Source organism: Streptomyces scopuliridis RB72 (genome assembly GCF_000718095.1).
In the GTDB taxonomy this organism is placed as follows: Bacteria; Actinomycetota; Actinomycetes; order Streptomycetales; family Streptomycetaceae; genus Streptomyces; species Streptomyces scopuliridis.
The window spans coordinates 77716-96370 of sequence record NZ_JOEI01000017.1; the positions used below are offsets into that span (position 1 = coordinate 77716).

Annotated in this window: 16 protein-coding genes; 3 read left to right on the top strand and 13 right to left on the bottom strand. The window is 70.7% G+C overall.

Translation table 11 applies throughout. The annotated features are described in order from the left end of the window. Positions 1-130: 130 nt before the first annotated feature. From IF11_RS0121925 to IF11_RS0121955, 7 genes are all read right to left on the bottom strand, one after another. Complete coding sequence (locus IF11_RS0121925) at positions 131-1921, bottom strand: DoxX family protein (protein ID WP_030353381.1); 1791 nt, start codon at positions 1919-1921, stop codon at positions 131-133. Positions 1922-2024: 103 nt separating this feature from the next. Further along, the gene (rlmB, locus tag IF11_RS0121930; RefSeq protein ID WP_030353382.1) at positions 2025-2975 is read right to left on the bottom strand and encodes a 23S rRNA (guanosine(2251)-2'-O)-methyltransferase RlmB; all 951 of its coding nucleotides are present in this window, start codon (positions 2973-2975) and stop codon (positions 2025-2027) included. 133 nt (positions 2976-3108) lie between these two features. Continuing rightward, positions 3109-4524 carry a cysteine--tRNA ligase gene (gene cysS / locus IF11_RS0121935; RefSeq protein WP_030353383.1) on the bottom strand — a complete coding sequence of 472 codons (1416 nt, stop codon included), beginning with the start codon at positions 4522-4524 and terminating at the stop codon, positions 3109-3111. Between the two features lie 122 nt (positions 4525-4646). Beyond that, positions 4647-5051, bottom strand: a complete 405-nt coding sequence (locus tag IF11_RS0121940) for a PPOX class F420-dependent oxidoreductase (protein WP_030353384.1) — start codon at positions 5049-5051, stop codon at positions 4647-4649. A 169-nt stretch (positions 5052-5220) separates the two neighbouring features. After that, entirely contained in the window at positions 5221-5730 is a 510-nt protein-coding gene (gene ispF / locus IF11_RS0121945; protein WP_030353385.1) for a 2-C-methyl-D-erythritol 2,4-cyclodiphosphate synthase, read from the bottom strand. Beyond that, positions 5720-6466 carry a 2-C-methyl-D-erythritol 4-phosphate cytidylyltransferase gene (gene ispD / locus IF11_RS0121950; RefSeq protein ID WP_030353386.1) on the bottom strand — a complete coding sequence of 249 codons (747 nt, stop codon included), beginning with the start codon at positions 6464-6466 and terminating at the stop codon, positions 5720-5722. The genes ispF and ispD overlap by 11 nt, the downstream gene beginning before the upstream one ends. A gap of 311 nt (positions 6467-6777) precedes the next feature. After that, entirely contained in the window at positions 6778-7260 is a 483-nt protein-coding gene (locus IF11_RS0121955; RefSeq protein ID WP_003953493.1) for a CarD family transcriptional regulator, read from the bottom strand. Between the two features lie 691 nt (positions 7261-7951). Here IF11_RS0121955 and IF11_RS0121960 point away from each other — a divergent pair. Beyond that, positions 7952-8605: a copper chaperone PCu(A)C domain-containing protein gene (locus IF11_RS0121960; RefSeq protein WP_030353387.1), complete on the top strand. Its 654-nt coding sequence runs from the start codon at positions 7952-7954 to the stop codon at positions 8603-8605. A 176-nt stretch (positions 8606-8781) separates the two neighbouring features. On the opposite strand, the gene phoP is transcribed toward IF11_RS0121960, so the two are convergent. Both phoP and phoR read right to left on the bottom strand, forming a co-directional pair. Beyond that, positions 8782-9453 (bottom strand): two-component system response regulator PhoP, encoded by a 672-nt coding sequence (gene phoP / locus IF11_RS0121965; protein WP_023540733.1) that lies wholly within the window; start codon positions 9451-9453, stop codon positions 8782-8784. A 5-nt stretch (positions 9454-9458) separates the two neighbouring features. Next, positions 9459-10721 (bottom strand): two-component system sensor histidine kinase PhoR, encoded by a 1263-nt coding sequence (phoR, locus tag IF11_RS0121970; protein WP_030353389.1) that lies wholly within the window; start codon positions 10719-10721, stop codon positions 9459-9461. Between the two features lie 206 nt (positions 10722-10927). On the opposite strand from phoR, the gene phoU reads away from it, so the two are divergent. Next, positions 10928-11608: a phosphate signaling complex protein PhoU gene (phoU, locus tag IF11_RS0121975; protein ID WP_030353390.1), complete on the top strand. Its 681-nt coding sequence runs from the start codon at positions 10928-10930 to the stop codon at positions 11606-11608. Between the two features lie 504 nt (positions 11609-12112). Here phoU and IF11_RS0121980 read toward each other — a convergent pair. Next, complete coding sequence (locus IF11_RS0121980; protein WP_030353391.1) at positions 12113-12874, bottom strand: phosphoglyceromutase; 762 nt, start codon at positions 12872-12874, stop codon at positions 12113-12115. A 155-nt stretch (positions 12875-13029) separates the two neighbouring features. On the opposite strand from IF11_RS0121980, the gene IF11_RS0121985 reads away from it, so the two are divergent. Next, the gene (locus tag IF11_RS0121985; RefSeq protein ID WP_051746125.1) at positions 13030-14409 is read left to right on the top strand and encodes an MDR family MFS transporter; all 1380 of its coding nucleotides are present in this window, start codon (positions 13030-13032) and stop codon (positions 14407-14409) included. 18 nt (positions 14410-14427) lie between these two features. Here the strand turns inward: IF11_RS0121985 and IF11_RS0121990 are convergent, their stop codons facing one another. From IF11_RS0121990 to IF11_RS0122000, 3 genes are all read right to left on the bottom strand, one after another. Then, complete coding sequence (locus tag IF11_RS0121990; protein WP_240627497.1) at positions 14428-16131, bottom strand: N,N-dimethylformamidase beta subunit family domain-containing protein; 1704 nt, start codon at positions 16129-16131, stop codon at positions 14428-14430. 103 nt (positions 16132-16234) lie between these two features. Beyond that, positions 16235-17938, bottom strand: a complete 1704-nt coding sequence (locus tag IF11_RS0121995; protein WP_030353394.1) for a glycosyl hydrolase family 28-related protein — start codon at positions 17936-17938, stop codon at positions 16235-16237. Positions 17939-18070: 132 nt separating this feature from the next. Then, positions 18071-18634, bottom strand: a complete 564-nt coding sequence (locus tag IF11_RS0122000; protein WP_051746126.1) for a type III secretion system chaperone family protein — start codon at positions 18632-18634, stop codon at positions 18071-18073. Positions 18635-18655 lie beyond the last annotated feature (21 nt).

Genomic DNA, 18655 nt, shown 5'->3' on the forward strand with positions numbered 1-18655 from the left:
CGTCTGAGACCCGCCTCTGAGGCACGACGGGGGGCACGACGGGGGGCACGACGGGGGGCACGACGGGGGGCACGACAGAGGGGCGGCCCCGCCCAGGTGGGGGCCGCCCCTCCGGCGTCTCCGTACGGCGTCAGCCGAGCAGGCCGCCGATCGGGTTGCGGTTGCCGCCGCCCGACGACGAGCCTCCGGTCCCGGATCCCCCGTCGCCGCTGCCGCTGCCGCTGCTGCCGCTTCCGCTGCCTCCGCCGCTGCCGTCGCCCGTACCGCCCGTCGAGGACGGTCCCTGGCTGCTGGACGGCGGCGGGGCCTGCTCCGCCGTCTGCGGGGGCCGCTGGACCGTGCCCTGCGTCTGGCTGGGCTGCTGCGTCCGTCCCGTACCCGTCGTGGCGCCGCCGCTCTCGCGGACCTGCCCGTCACCGCCGGGCGCGGTCTGCGGGGCCGTGGGGCTGCCCGAGCGGGTCGCGGACGGTTCGGATGATGTGCCGCCCTTGGCGCCCCCGCTGTCGGGCGTGCCGGACGCGCTGCCGGCCCCTCCGCCGCGCTTCTGCGGCAGCGGGACGCCCGGCAGCTGGTTGACCGGGTCCACATTGGGTCCCGGCACGGTCACCATCTCGGAGGACCGTACGGCGCCGCCCAGGACCGAGCCGACCAGCAGCGTGAGACCGATGACGACCGTCGCCACGACCGCGCCCCGGCGCAGCACCCTGCGCCGCAGCTCCCAGATCTCCGAGCGCGGCCCGAGCCTGCGCCATGCCTCGCCCGCGAGCCGCCCGTCCACGGAGTAGACCGGGGCGCCCGCGATGATCAGCGGGGACCAGGCGGCGAGGTAGATGATGTCGGGCGCGTCGTACGCCGGGACGGTCCGCCAGCTGACGGTGAGCAGCAGCGCCGCCGAGAGCAGCGCCCCCACAGAGGCGGCGACCCGCTGCCAGAGACCGAGGACCGTCAGTACGCCGACCACGATCTGGAGGAAGGCGACGCTGAGGCCCGCGCCGACGGGGTGGGAGAGCGCGAAGTCGCGCAGCGGCTCCGCGAGGGCCCAGGGGTGCAGGGAATTGAGCCACTTCACCATCGAGCCGCGCTCGCCGCCGTCGAAGTAGACGGGGTCGCAGAGCTTGCCCATGCCGGCGTAGATCGAGATGAAGCCGAGGAAGACGCGGAGCGGGAGCAGCACCACGCCGAGGTTCATCCGGCGGCCGGGGTAGTACGCGTGCCGCACGCCCGCGTCGGCGGCGCGCGCGCCCTCCGCGCCGTGCCGCAGGGAGCGCTCGTCGGGGTCGAGGCCGAGTTCGTACGGCTCCTCGTCGGGCGCGTCGTACGCGGAGTCGTAGCCCGAGTCATAGCGGGAGTGGTAGCGCGAGTCGGTGTCGTAGGCCGTGTCGTACGCGCCGACCGCCTGCCGCATGGGCGGCAGCAGTGGCGTGGCGGCGGTACGGGGGGCACCGGCCGGAGCCGGTACGGTCGCGCGCGAGCCGCCGACGACGGGCGTCGGAACTGTCGTCTCGCCTTCGATATCGATCCGCGGGATGACCTGGGTGGCGCCGCTGTCGTACCCCCTTCCGGGTACTTCTGGCAGGCCGGGCGTCTCGCGGTACGCGCCGCGCGCAGGCAGGGCGGAGGAGTTCCGTACGGCCTGGAGGAGTCCGCTGGCTCCGGGGTCCCCCGGAGCGGACTTTCCGCTCCACACGACGGGCGCCCTGCGGCGCGCTCCCCCACCGCCCCCGCCGCCCCCGCCGCTCATGGCGGGGATACGCGCGGTGTCCGCGGCGCGCGCGGCGCCGGGGCGCTGGGGCGTTGCGAGCTTCACCCGGAAGCTGGCGTGGTTCACGATGACCTGCGCGGGGTCGCAGTCCACTTTGAGCATGCTCAGCGGGGGCTGATCGTCGAACCCGGGCCGGGGCGTTCTGGTGTCCACACTCATCTAACCGAGTGACTTGTGTTTAGGACACTGCCTTGACGCGCGGGAAATGTCCGAGACCCGTCAAGATCACCAAGCCGCCCCGTTCAAGGGCCCCCAGGAGGCCTCAGGACCGGCGGCGCGACGCCTCGTACAGCACCACTCCCGCGGCGACCCCGGCGTTCAGCGACTCGGCGCCGCCCGGCATCGGGATCCGGACCCGGAAGTCGCAGGTCTCGCCGACCAGCCGGGACAGCCCCTTGCCCTCGCTGCCGACGACGATCACGACGGGACCGCCGAGGGCTTCGAGGTCACCGACCTCCGCCTCGCCGTCCGCCGCGAGGCCGACGACGGTCAGGCCCGCCTTCTGGTACGCCTCCAGCGTGCGGGTCAGGTTGGTGCAGCGGGCGACCGGCGTACGGGCCGCCGTACCGGCCGAGGACTTCCAGGCACCGGCCGTCATCCCGGCGGCGCGCCGCTCCGGTACGACGACGCCGTGTCCGCCGAAGGCGGAGACGGAGCGGACGACCGCGCCGAGGTTGCGCGGGTCGGTGACCCCGTCGAGCGCGACGATCAGCGGGTCCTCGCCGTCGTCGAAGGCCGCGGCGGCGAGGTCGTCGGGGTGGGCGTACTCGTACGGCGGGACCTGGAGGACGAGACCCTGGTGGTTCAGGCCGTTCGTCATCCGGTCCAGCTCGGGCTTGGGGGCCTCCATCAGGTGGATGCCGCCGCGGTCGGCCGCGAGCTGGAGCGCCTCGCGGACACGCTCGTCGTTGTCGATGAACTGCTGTACGTAGAGCATCGACGCGGGCACGCCGTCGCGCAGCGCCTCGAAGACCGGGTTGCGGCCGACGACCATCTCGCTGGTGCCCTTGCCGCCGCGACGTGCCACCTGGCGGCGGGCGGTCTGCTTGGCCTTGGCGTTGGCGGCGCGGTTCTGGACATGGCCCTTGCGCGCGGACGCGGGCGGCGTCGGGCCCCTGCCCTCAAGCCCGCGGCGTCGCTTGCCACCGCTGCCGACCTGCGCGCCCTTCTTGTTGGACGTGCGGCGGTTCCTGCGCTGGCTGTTCCCGGCCATGACCTACCTGTTTCGTTGCCTAAGTGCGTCAGATGTTCTTCAGACGTGGGGATGCGTCAAGTTTTATGTGTCAGCGTACGCAAGTGTGCCGCCCGGACGCCCTCGAAGCCCCCGGGCGGCACATATGCCCAGGTCAGCGCGGTCCGAGCGTCCAGCGCGGGCCCGAAGGACCGTCCTCGATGACGAGTCCGGTCTGCTGGAGCTGGTCCCGGATCGCGTCGGCGGAGGCCCAGTCCTTGCGGCCGCGCGCCGCCTCGCGCTGCTCCAGTACGAGCCGTACGAGCGTGTCCACGACGCCGTGCACGCTTTTAATGGACCCAGTTTCGCCGCGGTCCGCCTCGCCGGCCCAGTGCGGATCGAGCGGGTCCAGACCGAGGACGCCGAGCATGGCCCGTACCTCGGCGAGCCGGGCGACAGCCGCTTCCTTGTCGTCGGCGGCCAGCGCGGAGTTGCCCTGCCGGACGGTGGTGTGGACGATCGCCAGCGCCTGCGGGACACCCAGGTCGTCGTCCATGGCCTCGGCGAAGGCGGGCGGCACCTCATGAGCCGCGGCGACGGCCTTCCCGGCTTTTTCGGTGACCCGCTGGACGAAGCCCTCGATGCGCGCGAAGGCGGACTCCGCCTCGCGCAGGGCCTCCTCGCTGTACTCGATCATCGAGCGGTAGTGCGGGGTGCCGAGGTAGTAGCGCAGCACGATCGGACGCCAGTGCTTGACCATCTCGGAGACCAGCACCGAGTTGCCGAGCGACTTGGACATCTTCTCGCCGCTCATGGTGACCCAGGCGTTGTGCACCCAGTACTTGGCGAACTCGTCGCCATACGCCTTGGCCTGCGCGATCTCGTTCTCGTGGTGCGGGAAGATCAGGTCGATGCCGCCGCCGTGGATGTCGAAGACGGTGCCCAGGTACTTGTGGGCCATCGCCGAGCACTCCAGGTGCCAGCCGGGCCGGCCGCGCCCCCAGGGCGTCTCCCAGGAGGGCTCGCCGGGCTTGGCGGCCTTCCACATGGCGAAATCCCGCTGGTCGCGCTTGCCGGTCTCGCCCTCGCCGGAGGGCTGGCGCAGATCGTCCAGGTCCTGGTTGGACAGCTCCAGATAGCCGGGGAAGGAGCGGACGTCGAAGTAGACGTTGCCGTCGGCCTCGTACGCGTGACCGCGCTCGATCAGGCCGCGCATCATCTCGATCATCTCGGTGATGTGGCCGGTGGCGCGCGGTTCGTAGGTGGGGGGCAGGCAGCCGAGAACGTCGTAGCCCGCGTTGAAGGCGCGCTCGTTCTCGTAGCCGATCGCCCACCACGGCCGGCCCTGGGCGGCGGACTTGGCGATGATCTTGTCGTCGATGTCCGTGACGTTGCGGATGAACGTCACGTCGTAGCCGCGGTACTCGAACCAGCGGCGCATGATGTCGAAGTTCAGTCCCGACCTGATGTGCCCGATGTGCGGGGCGGCCTGCACGGTGGCGCCACACAGGTAGATCGAGACGCAGCCCGGCGTGAGCGGGGTGAAGTCACGGATCTGCCGGGCGCCGGTGTCGTACAGCCGAATAGTCACGCGACAAGGGTAGTGCGCTTGGGGTAGTGCCCCGCGACCCTTTGGGCCACGGGGACACCGAAGCGTGACAATTATGACCTCGACCGGCTCAGACGCGGCCGGCTCAGCCGCGGCCGACGTGCTCAGATACGGCCGACGACCTTGCGCGGGGTGATACGGACGACCACACGCTCGGCGTCGTCGGCGGAGGCCGGGTTGAACTCGGCGTACGGCTTGCCGGTGTACTTGAGCGACAGCTCGTTGATCAGCTCCTGGCCGCCCTCGGTGGTGAGGTCCGCGGTGCCGCGGATCTCCGCGTACGTGTACGGGGCGTTGAAGGGCTGTGCGACAACCGTCACCCGGGGGTCGCGGCGCAGGTTCTGCTCCTTGCGGCGGCCCACCGTCGTCGAGATGAGCACGTCGTTCCCGTCGCGCTTCACCCAGACCGGCGACACCTGCGGGCTGCCGTCGGGCTGGATGGTGGCGATGTTGACGAAGATCGGCTCGTCGAGGAGGTGCTTGAGGTCTTCGGAGAGTTCCGCTGACATGACTGCCTTCCTGATACCTGAGTCCTGATGCCTGGCACATGGGGCGACCGGCGGGGCGGACGCCGGTTCGCGTACCGGTCGATGTTCCCTCAACCCACGCCCGCCGAGCGGTATTTCAGGCCGGTCGACGGCGGGCCGCCGGCTGCGGGCAAGTCAACCGCAGGCCGGGTCAGCCGCCACGTACCACCAGCGCCGTGGCGATCGCGGCCAGCCCCTCGCCCCGGCCCGTGAAGCCGAGCCCGTCGGAGGTGGCGGCGGAGACCGCGACCGGCGCGCCGACCGCCGCGGACAGGACCTTCTGCGCCTCTTCCCTCCGCTTGCCGATCTTCGGCCGTACGCCCACGACCTGTACGGCGACATTGCCGATCGTGAAGCCCCCGGCCCGGACGATCCTCGCGGCCTCCGTGAGGAGGGTGATCCCGGACGCGCCGGACCACTCGGGGCGGCCGGTGCCGAAATGGGCCCCCAGATCGCCGAGGCCGGCGGCGGAGAACAGCGCGTTGCAGGCCGCGTGCGCGACGACGTCCGCGTCGGAGTGACCGGCGAGCCCGGGGCCCTCGCCCTCCCAGAGCAGGCCCGCGCACCACAGCTCGCGGCCTTCCTCGAAGGCGTGGATGTCGGTGCCGATACCGACCTGCGGCAGCGCCACGGCCACCGGCGGCCGAATGTCAGAAGCCATCGTTGGCCCTCCTCCGGGCGAGTACCGCCTCGGCCAGCACCAGATCCAGCGGCCGGGTCACCTTGAACGCCTCCTCGTGTCCCGGTACGACCACCACGGGCGCGCCGAGCCGCTCGACCATACCGGCGCAGTCCGTCGCGCCCTCACCGACCGCCGTCTCGCTCCGATGCGCGCGCTGGAGCGTCTCGCGGTCGAAGCCCTGCGGGGTCTGTACGGCGCGCAGCAGCGCGCGCTCGGGGGTGGCGACGACCGGCTCCGGCTCGCCCTTCTCCCGGGGCTCGACCTGCTTGACGGTGTCCGCGAGCGGCAGCGCGGGCACAACGGCCGGCGCTCCGTCGCGTACGGCCTCGACCACGGCGTCCACGGTGTCGACGGGCACGAGCGGGCGGGCCGCGTCATGGACCAGGACCGTGGTGATGCCGTCGGGCAGGGCCTCGATACCGAGCCGTACCGACTCCTGGCGGGTCTCGCCGCCGGGTACGACGAGATAGTCCGTGCGCTCGGGCAGCGCGTGTTCGTCGAGGAGGTTCTTCACCTCGGGGGCGCCCTCGGGCGGCGCGACCACGACGACGAGCGAGACGGCACGGGACGCGGCCATCGCGCGGACGGCGTGGATCAGCATCGGTGTGCCGCCCAGGGTGCGGAGCGCCTTGGGGGCGCCGGGACCGAGCCGTACGCCCCGGCCTGCGGCGGGGATCACCGCGGCGGTGCGGTGGGGCCTGGCTTCCTCTGACATCGGTTGCACTCCGGCAGGTTTGTTTCCTCGGCCGACATGGGTATGGCCACAGCGTGCCGGGCGCGACGCCTTGACCGGGACCCTTCCGTGACACCGGGTCGAGACGTACCGCGCCGGCCGCGGGGACATGACGCGACGCGATACATGCGTGTTGCGTGCATCACGACAAGTGAATGTGTACGGGGGATGCATACGGAATGTCGGACGGGATGCGGGTATACGGACATGCCGCAGCGCCCGGCGACGCAGCCTTTTCCTCATAGCTGGTCAGCGGGCACCACGGCATTCAGTGCTTCACTGCGTCAAGATATTCAGGACGCGAGGACCTCGTCGAGCAGAGCCTCGGCCTTGTCTTCATTCGTGTTCTCCGCGAGAGCCAGCTCGCTGACAAGAATCTGCCGCGCCTTGGCGAGCATGCGCTTCTCACCCGCGGAGAGTCCGCGCTCACGTTCCCGGCGCCACAGGTCACGCACGACTTCGGCGACCTTGATGACATCGCCGGAGGCGAGCTTCTCGAGATTTGCCTTGTAGCGACGGGACCAGTTCGTCGGCTCCTCTGCGTACGGTGCCCTGAGCACCTCGAAGACCCGGTCCAGCCCGTCCTGACCGACCACATCGCGCACGCCGACGAACTCCGCATTGTCCGCCGGTACACGCACCGTCAAGTCGCCCTGGGCGACCTTGAGCACCAAGTAGGTCTTGTCCACGCCTTTGATCTGGCGAGTTTCGATGGCCTCGATCAGCGCGGCCCCGTGATGGGGATAGACCACGGTGTCGCCAACCTTGAACGTCATGTGACAGGTACCCCTTCCGTGGCTATCCAGGGTAACACGAGAATGGCATCTTCTGAATGGCGTTTTCGCAGGTCAGGGCGCATCTCGGGGCTTGACAACAGCGCCAGGAACGTGCTGCGAGCGGCTTCCGGAACGAGGTATTCGCAGGTCGGAGCGGCTGCACGGGCACCCGGAAACACGCGCGTCACCTGTCGCGGAACGCCTCCCGAAGAGGTCGAACGTCCCGATTTGCCGGATTCCAGGGGTCGGACTTCCTGTACTCCGTTCGGATGTCGGGCACTCGTACGACGGGAAGTGCGACGGAAGTACAGCGGAAGTACGAGGGATTCTGAATTTGATCACCATGGCCTCCCACTGGGTATTCGTAAGGAATGTGTGGCGGCCGGAGAAATTGATCACCGGCATTATGTGAACGGCATGCGAAAGACCGCGATCACGTGGCCGATCCGGGGGGCGATCAGAGGGTGATCCGGGGCGTGATCCGGGGCATGATCCGGGCTGTGATCAGCAGGATGATCCGGTGCGCTCGGCGCGGTAAGGACCGGGCGGAACCGGTAGGGGGCGGGTCGGGTGCGAGGCCGCGACAACGGCTCGGTAACCTGAGGGCCGCTGACGCTCCTTTAGCCCGATCTCAGGTTGGTCAGCTCGTCCTCAGCCCCTCCGTCCGTACGTCCTAGGAGTTGCCGCCGCCGTGAGCCGCAGCCTTCGACGCGGCGCCCTCGCCGCTACCGCCCTCGTGTTCTCGCTCGCCACGCTCTCCGCGTGCGGTGCCGGCAACAACGCGCAGACCCTCGGTGTCAGGCCGGACAACGCCGCCACCTCCGTCGACGCGATCACCATCCAGAACGCGACGGTCGTCACCCAGCCCGAGGCCAACGCGGCGGGTCCAGCGGTCGTCACCGGCACGGTCTTCAACAACGGCGGGATCGCGCAGACCCTTGACTCGGTCACGCTGCCCGGCACCAGCGCGACGGTGAAGCTCTCCCCGGCCAAGGGCTCCGGCCCGGTCACCGTGCCGTCCCACGGCTCCGTCCAGCTCGGTGGCGCGGGCAACGCCTCCGCCGTGATCGAGAACGGCCACGAGGCCACGAAGAACGGCGACGCGCAGCAGGTCGTCTTCACGTTCAGCAGGACCGGCGACGTGGGGCTGCGCGCCTTCGTCTGGCCGGCGAACAGCTTCTTCAAGGACGTCGGCCCGAGCACGTCCCCGACCCCGTCCGGGACGCCCTCGGGATCCTCGTCAGGGACGCCCGCCGCGGGCGCCGAGGGCGAGAGCGGCCGGCCGGGCGGTACGGCGGACACGCCGTCGGACACGCCGTCGGACTCCGCGTCCGCCTCACACTAGGCATGGCTGTGGCGCCCTGTCCGGGATCCGGGCAGGGCGCCACACCACAGCCACGCATGACACATCACGTGAACCCCGCTCCATCCGCGCCCCTCGCACCGCTCGGCCCCAGGGGGCCCCACGGGCTTCGGAGCGCTGCGCCGGACTCCGTCCGGACGGGGTCCGGCGGGGCCGGTTTACGGCTCGAACTTGTAGCCCAGGCCCCGGACCGTCACCAGATACCGCGGGGCACCCGGGTCGGGCTCGATCTTGGCGCGGAGCCGCTTGACGTGGACGTCCAGGGTCTTGGTGTCGCCGACGTAGTCCGCGCCCCACACCCGGTCGATCAGCTGCATCCGGGTCAGCACCCGGCCCGCGTTGCGGAGCAGCATCTCCAGCAGGTCGAACTCCTTCAGCGGCAGGTCGACCTTGCCGCCGGAGACCGTCACGACATGGCGGTCCACGTCCATCCGGACCGGACCAGCCTCCAGAGCGGCCGGGGTCACCTCTTCCGGCTCGCCGCGACGGCGCAGGACCGCGCGGATACGGGCGACCAGCTCCCGCGAGGAGAAGGGCTTGGTGACATAGTCGTCAGCCCCTATCTCCAGGCCGACGACCTTGTCGATCTCGCTGTCCTTGGCGGTCACCATGATCACCGGGACATTGGACTTGCCACGCAGCTGGCGGCAGACCTCGGTGCCCGGCAGGCCGGGCAGCATGAGGTCGAGCAGGACGAGGTCGGCGCCGTTGCGTTCGAACTCGTCGAGCCCCGCGGGCCCCGTGGTCGCGATCGCGACCTCGAAGCCTTCCTTGCGGAGCATGTAGGAAAGGGCGTCGCTGAAGGATTCCTCATCCTCGACGACGAGCACTCGGGTCACGGAAGGACCTCCGGGGCAGGAATCACGGTCGGGGGATCCAGCTCGATGCTGGGGTCAGTGTCATAGCGCCGGTCGTCTTCGTCCGGGCCGGTGGATGTACGGTCCCGTCCGGCGCCCGCCTCGGGCAGCCTCAGGGTGAAGGTGGAGCCCTGGCCTTCGGAGCTCCATACGGTGACCTCCCCGCCGTGCGAGGCGGCCACGTGCTTGACGATGGCGAGGCCGAGCCCCGTACCGCCGGTGGCCCGGGAGCGGGCCGGGTCCACGCGGTAGAAGCGTTCGAAGATCCGCTCGCGGTCCTTCTCGGAGATACCTATGCCCTGATCGGTCACGGCTATCTCAATCAGGTCCCCGCCCGTGGCGGAGACGCGGTGCGCGGCGATACCGACGCGCGTGCGGGCCGGGGAGTAGTTGACAGCGTTCTCGACGAGATTGCCGAGAGCGGCGGCGAGCTGGCCGCGGTTGCCCCATACATGCAGATCGGCCGTACCGCCCGAGGCCATGGTGATCTGCTTGGTGGACGCGGGCTGCCGGGACCGGTCAATGGCCTCGGCGACCAGTTCGTCCACCCGTACGGACTCCGAGTCCTCCAGCGGGTCGTCGTTCTGCACCCGCGAGAGGTCGATGAGTTCCTGTACGAGATTGGTGAGCCGGGTCGCCTCGATCTGCATGCGGCCGGCGAAGCGGGTGACCGCTTCGGGGTCGTCCGAGGCGTCCATCACGGCCTCGGAGAGCAGGGAGAGCGCGCCGGTGGGAGTCTTGAGTTCGTGGCTGACATTCGCCACGAAGTCGCGCCGTACCGCTTCGATACGGCGGGCTTCTGTGAGGTCCTCGACCAGAAGGAGGACGAGGCGGGAGCCGAGCGGGGCGACCCGGGCGGAGACGGCCAGGGCCTCGCCCCGGCCCGTACCGCGCCGGGGGAGATCCAGCTCCACCTGTCTTATCTCGCCGTCGCGCCGGGTGTCGCGCGCCATGTGCAGCATCGGTTCGACAGCGAGCTTGCCGCCCCTGACCAGGCCCAGCGCATACGCCGCCGAGCTGGCCTTGACCACGGAGTCGCTCTCGTCGAGAACGACCGCGGAGGAACGGAGCACGGACAGTACGGTGTCGACGCCCGGGGGCAGTACGGCATCCGTGTGCAGGGACGTACGGGTCGGTCTTGCCTGGTCGCGTTCGCTCCAGCGAAACGCCAGCATGGCGATCACGCCGGTGCACACCCCGGCGATCGCTGCCAATGCGGCGACCGCCGCGTTCACGTCCATGTATCCCAGGTTATGCGCGGCCACGGACACTCTCCCAGCCATCGGGGTGTCTCCTCCGACACTCGTCGCCCAGAGTTCACCGAGGAGAAAGTGCCGGTTCATTTGGGAGGGAGGAGCACGACGCGTAGTGGCCGGAACGTGGGAGCGTGGGGGCACGGCCCCCGGCCCCCGGCCCCGGGCAGGAACGTGAAGAGAGGGACAACCCTATGCGGGACGCGTACCACGAGGAACTGGACTCGATAGGCGAGGACCTGGTCGAAATGGCCCGGCTGGTCGGTTCCGCCATCGGGCGGGCCACCACGGCCATGCTGGACGCGGATCTCAAGCTCGCCGAGAGCGTGATCGCCGCCGATCAGCGGGTCGACGACCTGCAGCACGACCTGGAGGCCAGAGCCATCGCGCTGCTGGCACGACAGCAGCCGGTCGCGACCGATCTGCGGATCGTGGTCACGTCACTGCGGATGAGCGCCGACCTGGAGCGCTCCGGCGACCTGGCGCAGCATGTCGCCAAGCTGGCCAGGCTCCGCTTCCCGGTCTCGCCCGTGCCGCACGATCTGCACGCGACGATCCTGGAGATGGGTCAGCTGGCGCAGCGCCTGATGGCGAAGGCGGCCGAGGTGATCATCACCAAGGATGTCGAGCTGGCGCTCCAGCTGGAGCAGGACGACGACGAGATGGACCTGCTGCACCGCACGCTCTTCCAGCACTTGATGGACGACCGCTGGAAGCACGGCATCGAGACGGCGGTGGACGTGACGCTGCTGGGCCGCTACTACGAGCGGTTCGCGGACCACGCGGTGGCGGTCGCCAAGCGGGTCGTCTTCCTGGTGACGGGCGAGCACGCGGACGAGATCCAGCCGGTGGACACGCCGGTCGAAGGGGCGTAAGCCCTGTCCGACGGGCACGGGGGCGACGTGGAATCGGAGGCGGTGAACGTGGAATCGGCGCCGGGAAGCACTGAGCGGCGCTCGGGACAGAGGAACGGCGCGAAGGAGCGCGCGGCAGCGCCTGCGCGCATGCGCCGTTGATGCGCCCGCCCCTCTGGGCATGCAATGGGCTGGACGAGTAAGTCCGAGCGTCGTCCGCCCCCGGGCAGACGGGACTTCGGACTTACTCGTCCAGGCGCCATCCACGCACGCCTTCGAGGAGGATCCCATGGCCGATTCCCCTACCCACGTCCCCCAGCAGGAAGCCCCCGCGGCCCCTGCCCCAGTGACCCGTCTGCCCGTCCTCGGCGCATGCGGCTGCGGCTCGGGCTGCGGCTGCGGCTGCCAGTCGGGCGGCTCCTGCCAGTGCGGCGGCGGCTGCGGTTAGGCCGAAGGGCCCCGTCCGGCGACGCATCGCGGACAGGGCCCTTTCGCGCGGTGCTCACGCGGAGCGCGCGGGGTGGGCTACTTCTTCTTGCCCTGGTTCTTCACGGCCTCGATCGCGGCGGCCGCCGCGTCCGCGTCCAGGTACGTGCCGCCCGGCGTGACCGGGTGGAAGTCGGCGTCCAGTTCGTAGACGAGCGGGATGCCGGTCGGGATGTTCAGGCCCGCGATGTCGGCGTCCGAGACCCCGTCCAGGTGCTTGACCAGCGCGCGCAGGCTGTTGCCGTGGGCGGCGATCAGGACCGTACGGCCGGTCAGCAGGTCCGGGACGATCGCGTCGTACCAGTACGGCAGCATCCGCTCGACGACGTCCTTGAGGCACTCGGTGCGCGGACGCAGCTCGCTCGGGATCGTGGCGTAGCGCGGGTCGTCGCTCTGCGAGAACTCCGTGCCGTCCTCCAGCGCCGGCGGCGGGGTGTCGTACGAGCGGCGCCACAGCATGAACTGCTCCTCGCCGAACTCGGCGAGCGTCTGGGCCTTGTCCTTGCCCTGGAGCGCACCGTAGTGGCGCTCGTTCAGCCGCCAGGAGCGCTGGACGGGGATCCAGTGGCGGTCCGCGGCCTCCAGCGCGAGCTGCGCGGTGCGGATGGCGCGCTTCTGGAGGGAGGTGTGCAGTACGTCGGGCAGCAGGCCGGCGTCCTTGAGCAGCTCACCGCCGCGGACCGCTTCCTTCTCGCCCTTGTCGGTGAGGTTCACGTCCACCCAGCCGGTGAACAGGTTCTTGGCGTTCCACTCGCTCTCGCCGTGGCGGAGGAGGATCAGCTTGTACGGTGCGTCGGCCATGGGCCAAAGCCTAATGGACCCGCCGAACGGGCTTCGATTGACGTCCGCCGTCAATTGAGTGGCGGTCTTGGAGCCGCGGTACGTAAGTTGCCCTTGGCCGATCGGCCGCTTACCGGGCCGTCCGGCCGCTACCGCTGTTTCCGGGGGGATTCCGCATGTCCTTCGCCACATCGGCCGCCGCGTCGGCCGCCGGTATGAGACGCGCGGTGAGGGAGAGCGTCTCGGGGCTGCCCCGGGAGTTCTGGTGGCTGTGGACCAGCACACTGGTCAACCGGCTGGGCGCCTTCGTCGCTACATTCATGGCGCTCTATCTCACTCTGGACCAGGGCTACTCCGCCTCGTACGCGGGTCTGGTGGCCTCGCTGCACGGGCTCGGCGGGGTCATCTCGTCGCTGGTCGCCGGGGTGATGACCGACCGGCTCGGCCGTCGGCCCACGCTGCTGATCGCGCAGTCGTCCACCGCCGTGTCCGTCGCGCTGCTCGGCTTCATGCGGGAGCCGGTCGCGATCGCGGCCGTGGCGTTCCTGGTCGGCATGACCTCCAACGCGTCGCGCCCCGCCGTGCAGGCGATGATGGCCGACATCGTGAAGCCCGAGGACCGGGTGCGGGCGTTCTCGCTGAACTACTGGGCGATCAACCTGGGGTTCGCGATCTCGTCGGCCGGCGCGGGGTTCGTCGCGCAGTACAGCTATCTCGCCGGGTTCCTGGGCGAGGCCGCGATGACGCTCGTCTGCGCCGTACTCGTCTTCCTGAAACTGCCGGAGTCCCGACCGGAACGGGGGCCGGCCGGGGCTCCGGCGCGCGCCACTGCCGGGAAGAGCGCGGGGGCCGGAGCGGGGACTGGAGCGGGCGCGGCGTCCGAGGCGGAGACCGGGATGGGGACGGTCCTGCGGGACGGCCGCTTCATGAGCGTCGTCACGCTCTCCTTCGTCGTGGCGCTGATCTTCCAGCAGGGTTTCGTCGGGCTGCCGGTGGCGATGGGGGCGGACGGATTCACCAGCGCCGACTACGGCTTCGCCATCGCGGTCAACGGCGTCCTGATCGTGGTCATGCAGATCCCGGTCACCCGCTTCATCCAGCACCGCGACCCGCGCCGGCTGCTGATCGTCTCGTCGGTGCTCGCGGGATACGGCTTCGGTCTGACGGCGTTCGCCGGGTCGATCGCCGTGTACGCGCTGACGGTGTGCGTGTGGACCATGGCCGAGATAGTCAACGCCCCCACCCAGACGAGCCTGGTGGTACGGCTCTCGCCGGTCCATGGCCGGGGGCGCTATCAGGGCATGTACACCATGTCCTGGTCGGTGGCGGCCCTGGTCGCCCCGCTGATGTCCGGCCTTGTGATCGACCGCTTCGGCGCCGCGTGGCTCTGGGGCGCGTGCGCGGTCCTGGGGACGGTGGCGGGCGCGGGGTACTGGCTGCTGATGCGGGGCCTGTCCGATCTGGTAGAGGAGAAGGAAGGGGCAGAAGGGGTGCCGCCGGCGGCGACGGCCGAGGCACCGGTGAAGACGACCGCTCCGGAGGCCGGGATCGCGTAGCCGGTGGCGCTTCGCCCGTCACGCCGTCGCCGTGTCCCCGTACACACTCCGTACGTTGTCCCTCGGCTCCGGCATCGTCCGCCCGGCCGGGCCCTTCGCGAAGGCGCGCAGCACATTCTCGGTCGTGCGGGTGACGAACGCCCCGGTCCGCGCGTCCAGCCCGTGGTTACGTCCGTTCTCCCGCGTCCCGGCCATCAGCCCCTCGACCCAGCGCATCGTCCCGGACGCGAAGACGCCCGCGCCGCTCGGCACGGTGTAGTACGCGGAGTCCGCGTGGCCGGCGCGCCCCTTGCAGACGAGCGGGGAGTGGGCGACGATCTCCAGCCGCGCCGGGGCCGGCTGCCCCGGCGTGACCCGGTCGTACTCCACCCCGACCAGGTGGTCGAAGGACTCGCCCCGCTTCACCCCCGTCCCCGCGAACAGCCAGTGGTCGGCCTGGTGGACGACATAGGGGGCGTCGGTCGGAAAGCCCTCGTACAGGACGCCGGTCAGGGAGGATTCCGGGTCGGCCGCGGGCGGCACCCGGAAGTCGGTGGTCGCCATCTCGGGGTGGGCCTCCAGATAGGGGTCGTCCCGGTAGGCGGTCTTGTAGCAGACCACCGTGCGGACAGCGCCCGTTGAGCCCTTCTCCAGCCTGATCCGGCGGAAGCAGGTGTTGGCGCCGAGGAAGGCCAGATTGGTCCCGGCGTCGCGCGCCCGGGTCACATGCAGGCGCTGCTCCGGGGTCCAGTACTCGTCGTGCCCGAGCGAGACCGCGGCCGTGGCGTCCCGCAGGACGGACGGGGCGAGATGGACGTCCGCCCCCGTGGTGTACGCGAGCGGAATGCCGAGACGCTCCGCGAGGACCACGAGGGCGCGCTCGTAGACCAGGAACTTCTCCGCGCCGCTCTTGTCGTACGGCCGGTCGAAGGAGACGGCGAACGAACGCGTCGCGTACGCGCCGTCGTTGCCCTCGTAAAGGCTGGAGCCGCCCCACAGGTTGTACGCCTGCCAGGTCGCGGGGGCGTGCATCAGCACCGTCCTGCCCGCCGCGCTCGCCGAGCGGACGATCAGCGGGACATAGCGCTGGTGCCCGTTCTCCGCGTCCAGCCGGAGCAGATACGCGCCTTCCGGCCAGCCGTCGGTACGGACCGCGGCGGTACGGTCCCAGTCCGTCCGTACCGTGCGGGTCGCGGCGATCAGCAGCGGGCGGCGCTGGGCATGGCCCGCGATCCGGGCGGAGCGCCAGACCAGCCGCGCCTGGGCCCCGCCGTACCAGCCGATCCGGTACGCCGAGACGCGGAAGCCGGGCGCGGTGGTCGAGACGTACAGCCCGAACTCCTCGCCCGGCAGGACGCTCACCCTGTCCGTATAGCCCTCGACGGCCTCGGGCGGGCCCACCGAGCGGATACGCCAGTCCGGGCTGCCGGGCCGCTTCCGCTCCGCCGCGTCGGCGGCCGAACGGTCCGTACCGCCGGCGCTCGGGTCGGGGGTGGGCGTGCCGCCGGAGACCTCGCCCGCGCCGCCCGTGGAGTCGCAGCCGGCCACCGTGCCCAGCGCCAGACCGGCGGCCCCGCCCGCGGCGGCACCGAGGAAGCGCCTTCGATCCAGCCCGGCCCCGGCCCCGCGCCCGTCTTCACGGTCGCCGTCTTCGGCCTCGCCGTCTTCACCGTCGTCGTCTTCGGCCTCGCCGTCTTCGGCTTCGCCTTCGAGGTGATCGCGGTGCTCTGCGTCGTCGTCCATCGAACCCGTCCCGCGCACGTCAGGCCCACTGTGCTGTCAGAACGATCCTGGGTCGGCGCGGGCCGTCCGGCGACCGCGCGAGGGCCGAACAGGGAGGACGGCGTCAGCGCAGCTCGCGCTGTGCCTCGTACAGATTGCGCGGCCGGATGTCCCCGGGACTGCCGTACGCCTCCAGCCGCGTGTGCAACTCGCCCCGGAAGTCCGGCACATCGATCTGGTCGAACTCCCGCACCTCACTGATCCCGGCCGTCACGCTGTACGGGGCGATCTCGTCGATCTTGATCAGCCCCGCGCGCTCATTGGTGACCGTGACGTTCCAGTGCGCGAACCGCGCCCCGTACAGCGGCCCCGCGATCGCGTCGCCGCCGTGCCGGCCGTCGTTGCTGACCGTGATCTCGGTCCGTACGTTGGCGAAGGGCATCCCCCGGTGCGTGTCGAACGTGCCCATCTCCATCCGCCCGCGCGACCAGACGTTGTAGCTGGACAGCCCCTCGACATTGATGCCGTGCAGCTGCGTGCCCGCCGGCGCCGGGACCGTACGCCGCTCGATCACGAAGTCCTCGATCAGATTGTCGTGCGACCCCTCGCGGCAGTAGTACGGGTGGTGCGAGCCGCGGCCCGCGACCCGGGTACGGCGCAGGGTGCAGGCGGACGCGCCGATCAGTCCGAAGCCGTTGTCGACATGGCGTACGACGACATCCTCGGCCCAGCAGTCGTAGGCGCACTGGAACGCGACCCCGTTGTAGCCCTTGTCGAGGAGGTGCGGGGACTGCGGGGTCTCGACGGCCTCCAGGGTCAGTCCCTCGACTCCCGACCCGGTGAGCGGGGTGACCGAGGTGGTGAACTTCGGGTCCCACTCCGGGCGTATGTCCAGCGGAAGCGGACGTTCCAGGGTGACCTCGCGACCGCGTACGGCGGTGATGCGCACCGGCCACTCGTACGGCATGTACGACGTCAGCTTGGTCATGGCGGCCCAGTCGTACGCCTCGGGGCCGGGGCCGCCGCCCGCCATGTGCTCCAGGAGGGTGTGGTCCGTGTCGTCGGCGAGCTGGAGCAGGACGAACTGGCCGCGCCTGAGCTTCGAGGCGTCCCGGACGGTCACGGACCGGTCGCCCCGCTTGCCCCGGGCGATGGCGGTGAGGGTGCGCCACTCGTCGCGCGCGTTGCCCGTCCAGCCCTCGAAGGGCCAGTTCCGCGCCTTGATGGCGGTGGTGAGCGTGTCCCAACGCTCCTGCGGACAGAGCCAGATGAGGCCGCCGGCCCAGGACCAGCTGGACTTGTCGCCGCCGTAACGGCTGCCGTAGGGGCCGATCACCTCGGTCAGATTCCGGGTCGCGTACAGCTTCGTACGGTCGCTGCCCGCGCCGCGCAGGACGACGCCGCTGTGCGCGATCCGGATCACGTCGTCGATGCGGTAGGTGCCGGGCGGGATGGAGACCGTGCCCCCGCCACGCTCTGCGGCAGCGGCGAGGGCACGGTTGATGGCGGGGGCGTCGTCCACGGATCCGTCGCCCTTGGCGCCGTACGCGCGGACATCGGCCACGACCCGGTAGCGGGGCAGGTTTCGCGCGCCGGCGCGTTGGCCCGCGCGTCCTACGTACGGGATCTGGGGGTGGGTGTACGGCGACTCGGCGAACTCGCGCCAGAGCGCGGACGTCCTCGGCGGCCTGCGCTCACCGGCCGCGGCGGTTCCGGTGAGTCCGGTGAGTCCGGTGGCCATCGATCCGGCCGTGGCGGCGACGGCGATCGCGGTACCGAGCAGCGTCCGTCTGCCGACGGCACGTTGACGCCGGGGCTCCATCGACATGATCCCGCCTCCATGTATGTGAACGACGTTCAGGTCTGCGTCTGGAGGTGAGCATGCCACGGCCCCGGGCGGCCGGGAAGATGTCGAACGCCGAGTCGTTGAGCGGAATTTCGGGCCGGCCGGTCAGGCAGGTCAGGCGGAAGGACCGGAAGGAGCGGAAGGACCGGACGGACCCTGGGTCAGATGGGCGAACGCGTCCAGGTTCCGGGTGGACTCCCCCCGGGACACCCGCCACGCGTACTCCTTGCGGATCGCACCCGCGAACCCCAGCTCCAGCAGGGTGTTGAACGAACCGTCCGCCGCTTCGAGCACCGAGCCGAGCAGCCGGTCGATCTCGTCCTCGGTGACGGCGGCCAGCGGGAGTTTGCCCGTCAGATAGATGTCCCCGAGCCCGTCGACCGCGTAACTCACCCCGTACAGCCTGAGGTTGCGCTCCAGCAGCCAGCGGTGGACGCCCTCGGCGTTCTCGTCGGGGTGCCGGATCACAAAGGCATTGAGGGACAGCGCGTGCCGGCCGACGCGCAGGGAGCAGGTCGTGGAGAGCTTGCGGGTGCCCGGGAGGGTGACGACGTACGAGCCGGGCTCCGGGTTCTCCCACGTCAGCTCGGCGTTCTTCAGCGTCTGCTCGATGACCCGCGCGGCCCGCGCCGCCTGCGTCTGCGAGGCGTCCTGGGAGGTCTGCTGTGCGTCGGCCATGGAGCGAGCGTACGTCAGCGG

Excerpts from the sequence above, each read along its gene's own strand:
- IF11_RS0121925 (WP_030353381.1), bottom strand. The coding sequence starts at position 1,921 with ATGAGTGTGGACACCAGAACGCCCCGGCCCGGGTTCGACGATCAGCCC.
- rlmB (WP_030353382.1), bottom strand. The coding sequence starts at position 2,975 with ATGGCCGGGAACAGCCAGCGCAGGAACCGCCGCACGTCCAACAAGAAG.
- IF11_RS0121940 (WP_030353384.1), bottom strand. The coding sequence starts at position 5,051 with ATGTCAGCGGAACTCTCCGAAGACCTCAAGCACCTCCTCGACGAGCCG.
- ispF (WP_030353385.1), bottom strand. The coding sequence starts at position 5,730 with ATGGCTTCTGACATTCGGCCGCCGGTGGCCGTGGCGCTGCCGCAGGTC.
- ispD (WP_030353386.1), bottom strand. The coding sequence starts at position 6,466 with ATGTCAGAGGAAGCCAGGCCCCACCGCACCGCCGCGGTGATCCCCGCC.
- IF11_RS0121955 (WP_003953493.1), bottom strand. The coding sequence starts at position 7,260 with ATGACGTTCAAGGTTGGCGACACCGTGGTCTATCCCCATCACGGGGCC.
- phoR (WP_030353389.1), bottom strand. The coding sequence starts at position 10,721 with ATGGACGTGAACGCGGCGGTCGCCGCATTGGCAGCGATCGCCGGGGTG.
- phoU (WP_030353390.1), top strand. The coding sequence starts at position 10,928 with ATGCGGGACGCGTACCACGAGGAACTGGACTCGATAGGCGAGGACCTG.
- IF11_RS0121980 (WP_030353391.1), bottom strand. The coding sequence starts at position 12,874 with ATGGCCGACGCACCGTACAAGCTGATCCTCCTCCGCCACGGCGAGAGC.
- IF11_RS0121985 (WP_051746125.1), top strand. The coding sequence starts at position 13,030 with ATGTCCTTCGCCACATCGGCCGCCGCGTCGGCCGCCGGTATGAGACGC.
- IF11_RS0121990 (WP_240627497.1), bottom strand. The coding sequence starts at position 16,131 with ATGGACGACGACGCAGAGCACCGCGATCACCTCGAAGGCGAAGCCGAA.
- IF11_RS0121995 (WP_030353394.1), bottom strand. The coding sequence starts at position 17,938 with ATGTCGATGGAGCCCCGGCGTCAACGTGCCGTCGGCAGACGGACGCTG.
- IF11_RS0122000 (WP_051746126.1), bottom strand. The coding sequence starts at position 18,634 with ATGGCCGACGCACAGCAGACCTCCCAGGACGCCTCGCAGACGCAGGCG.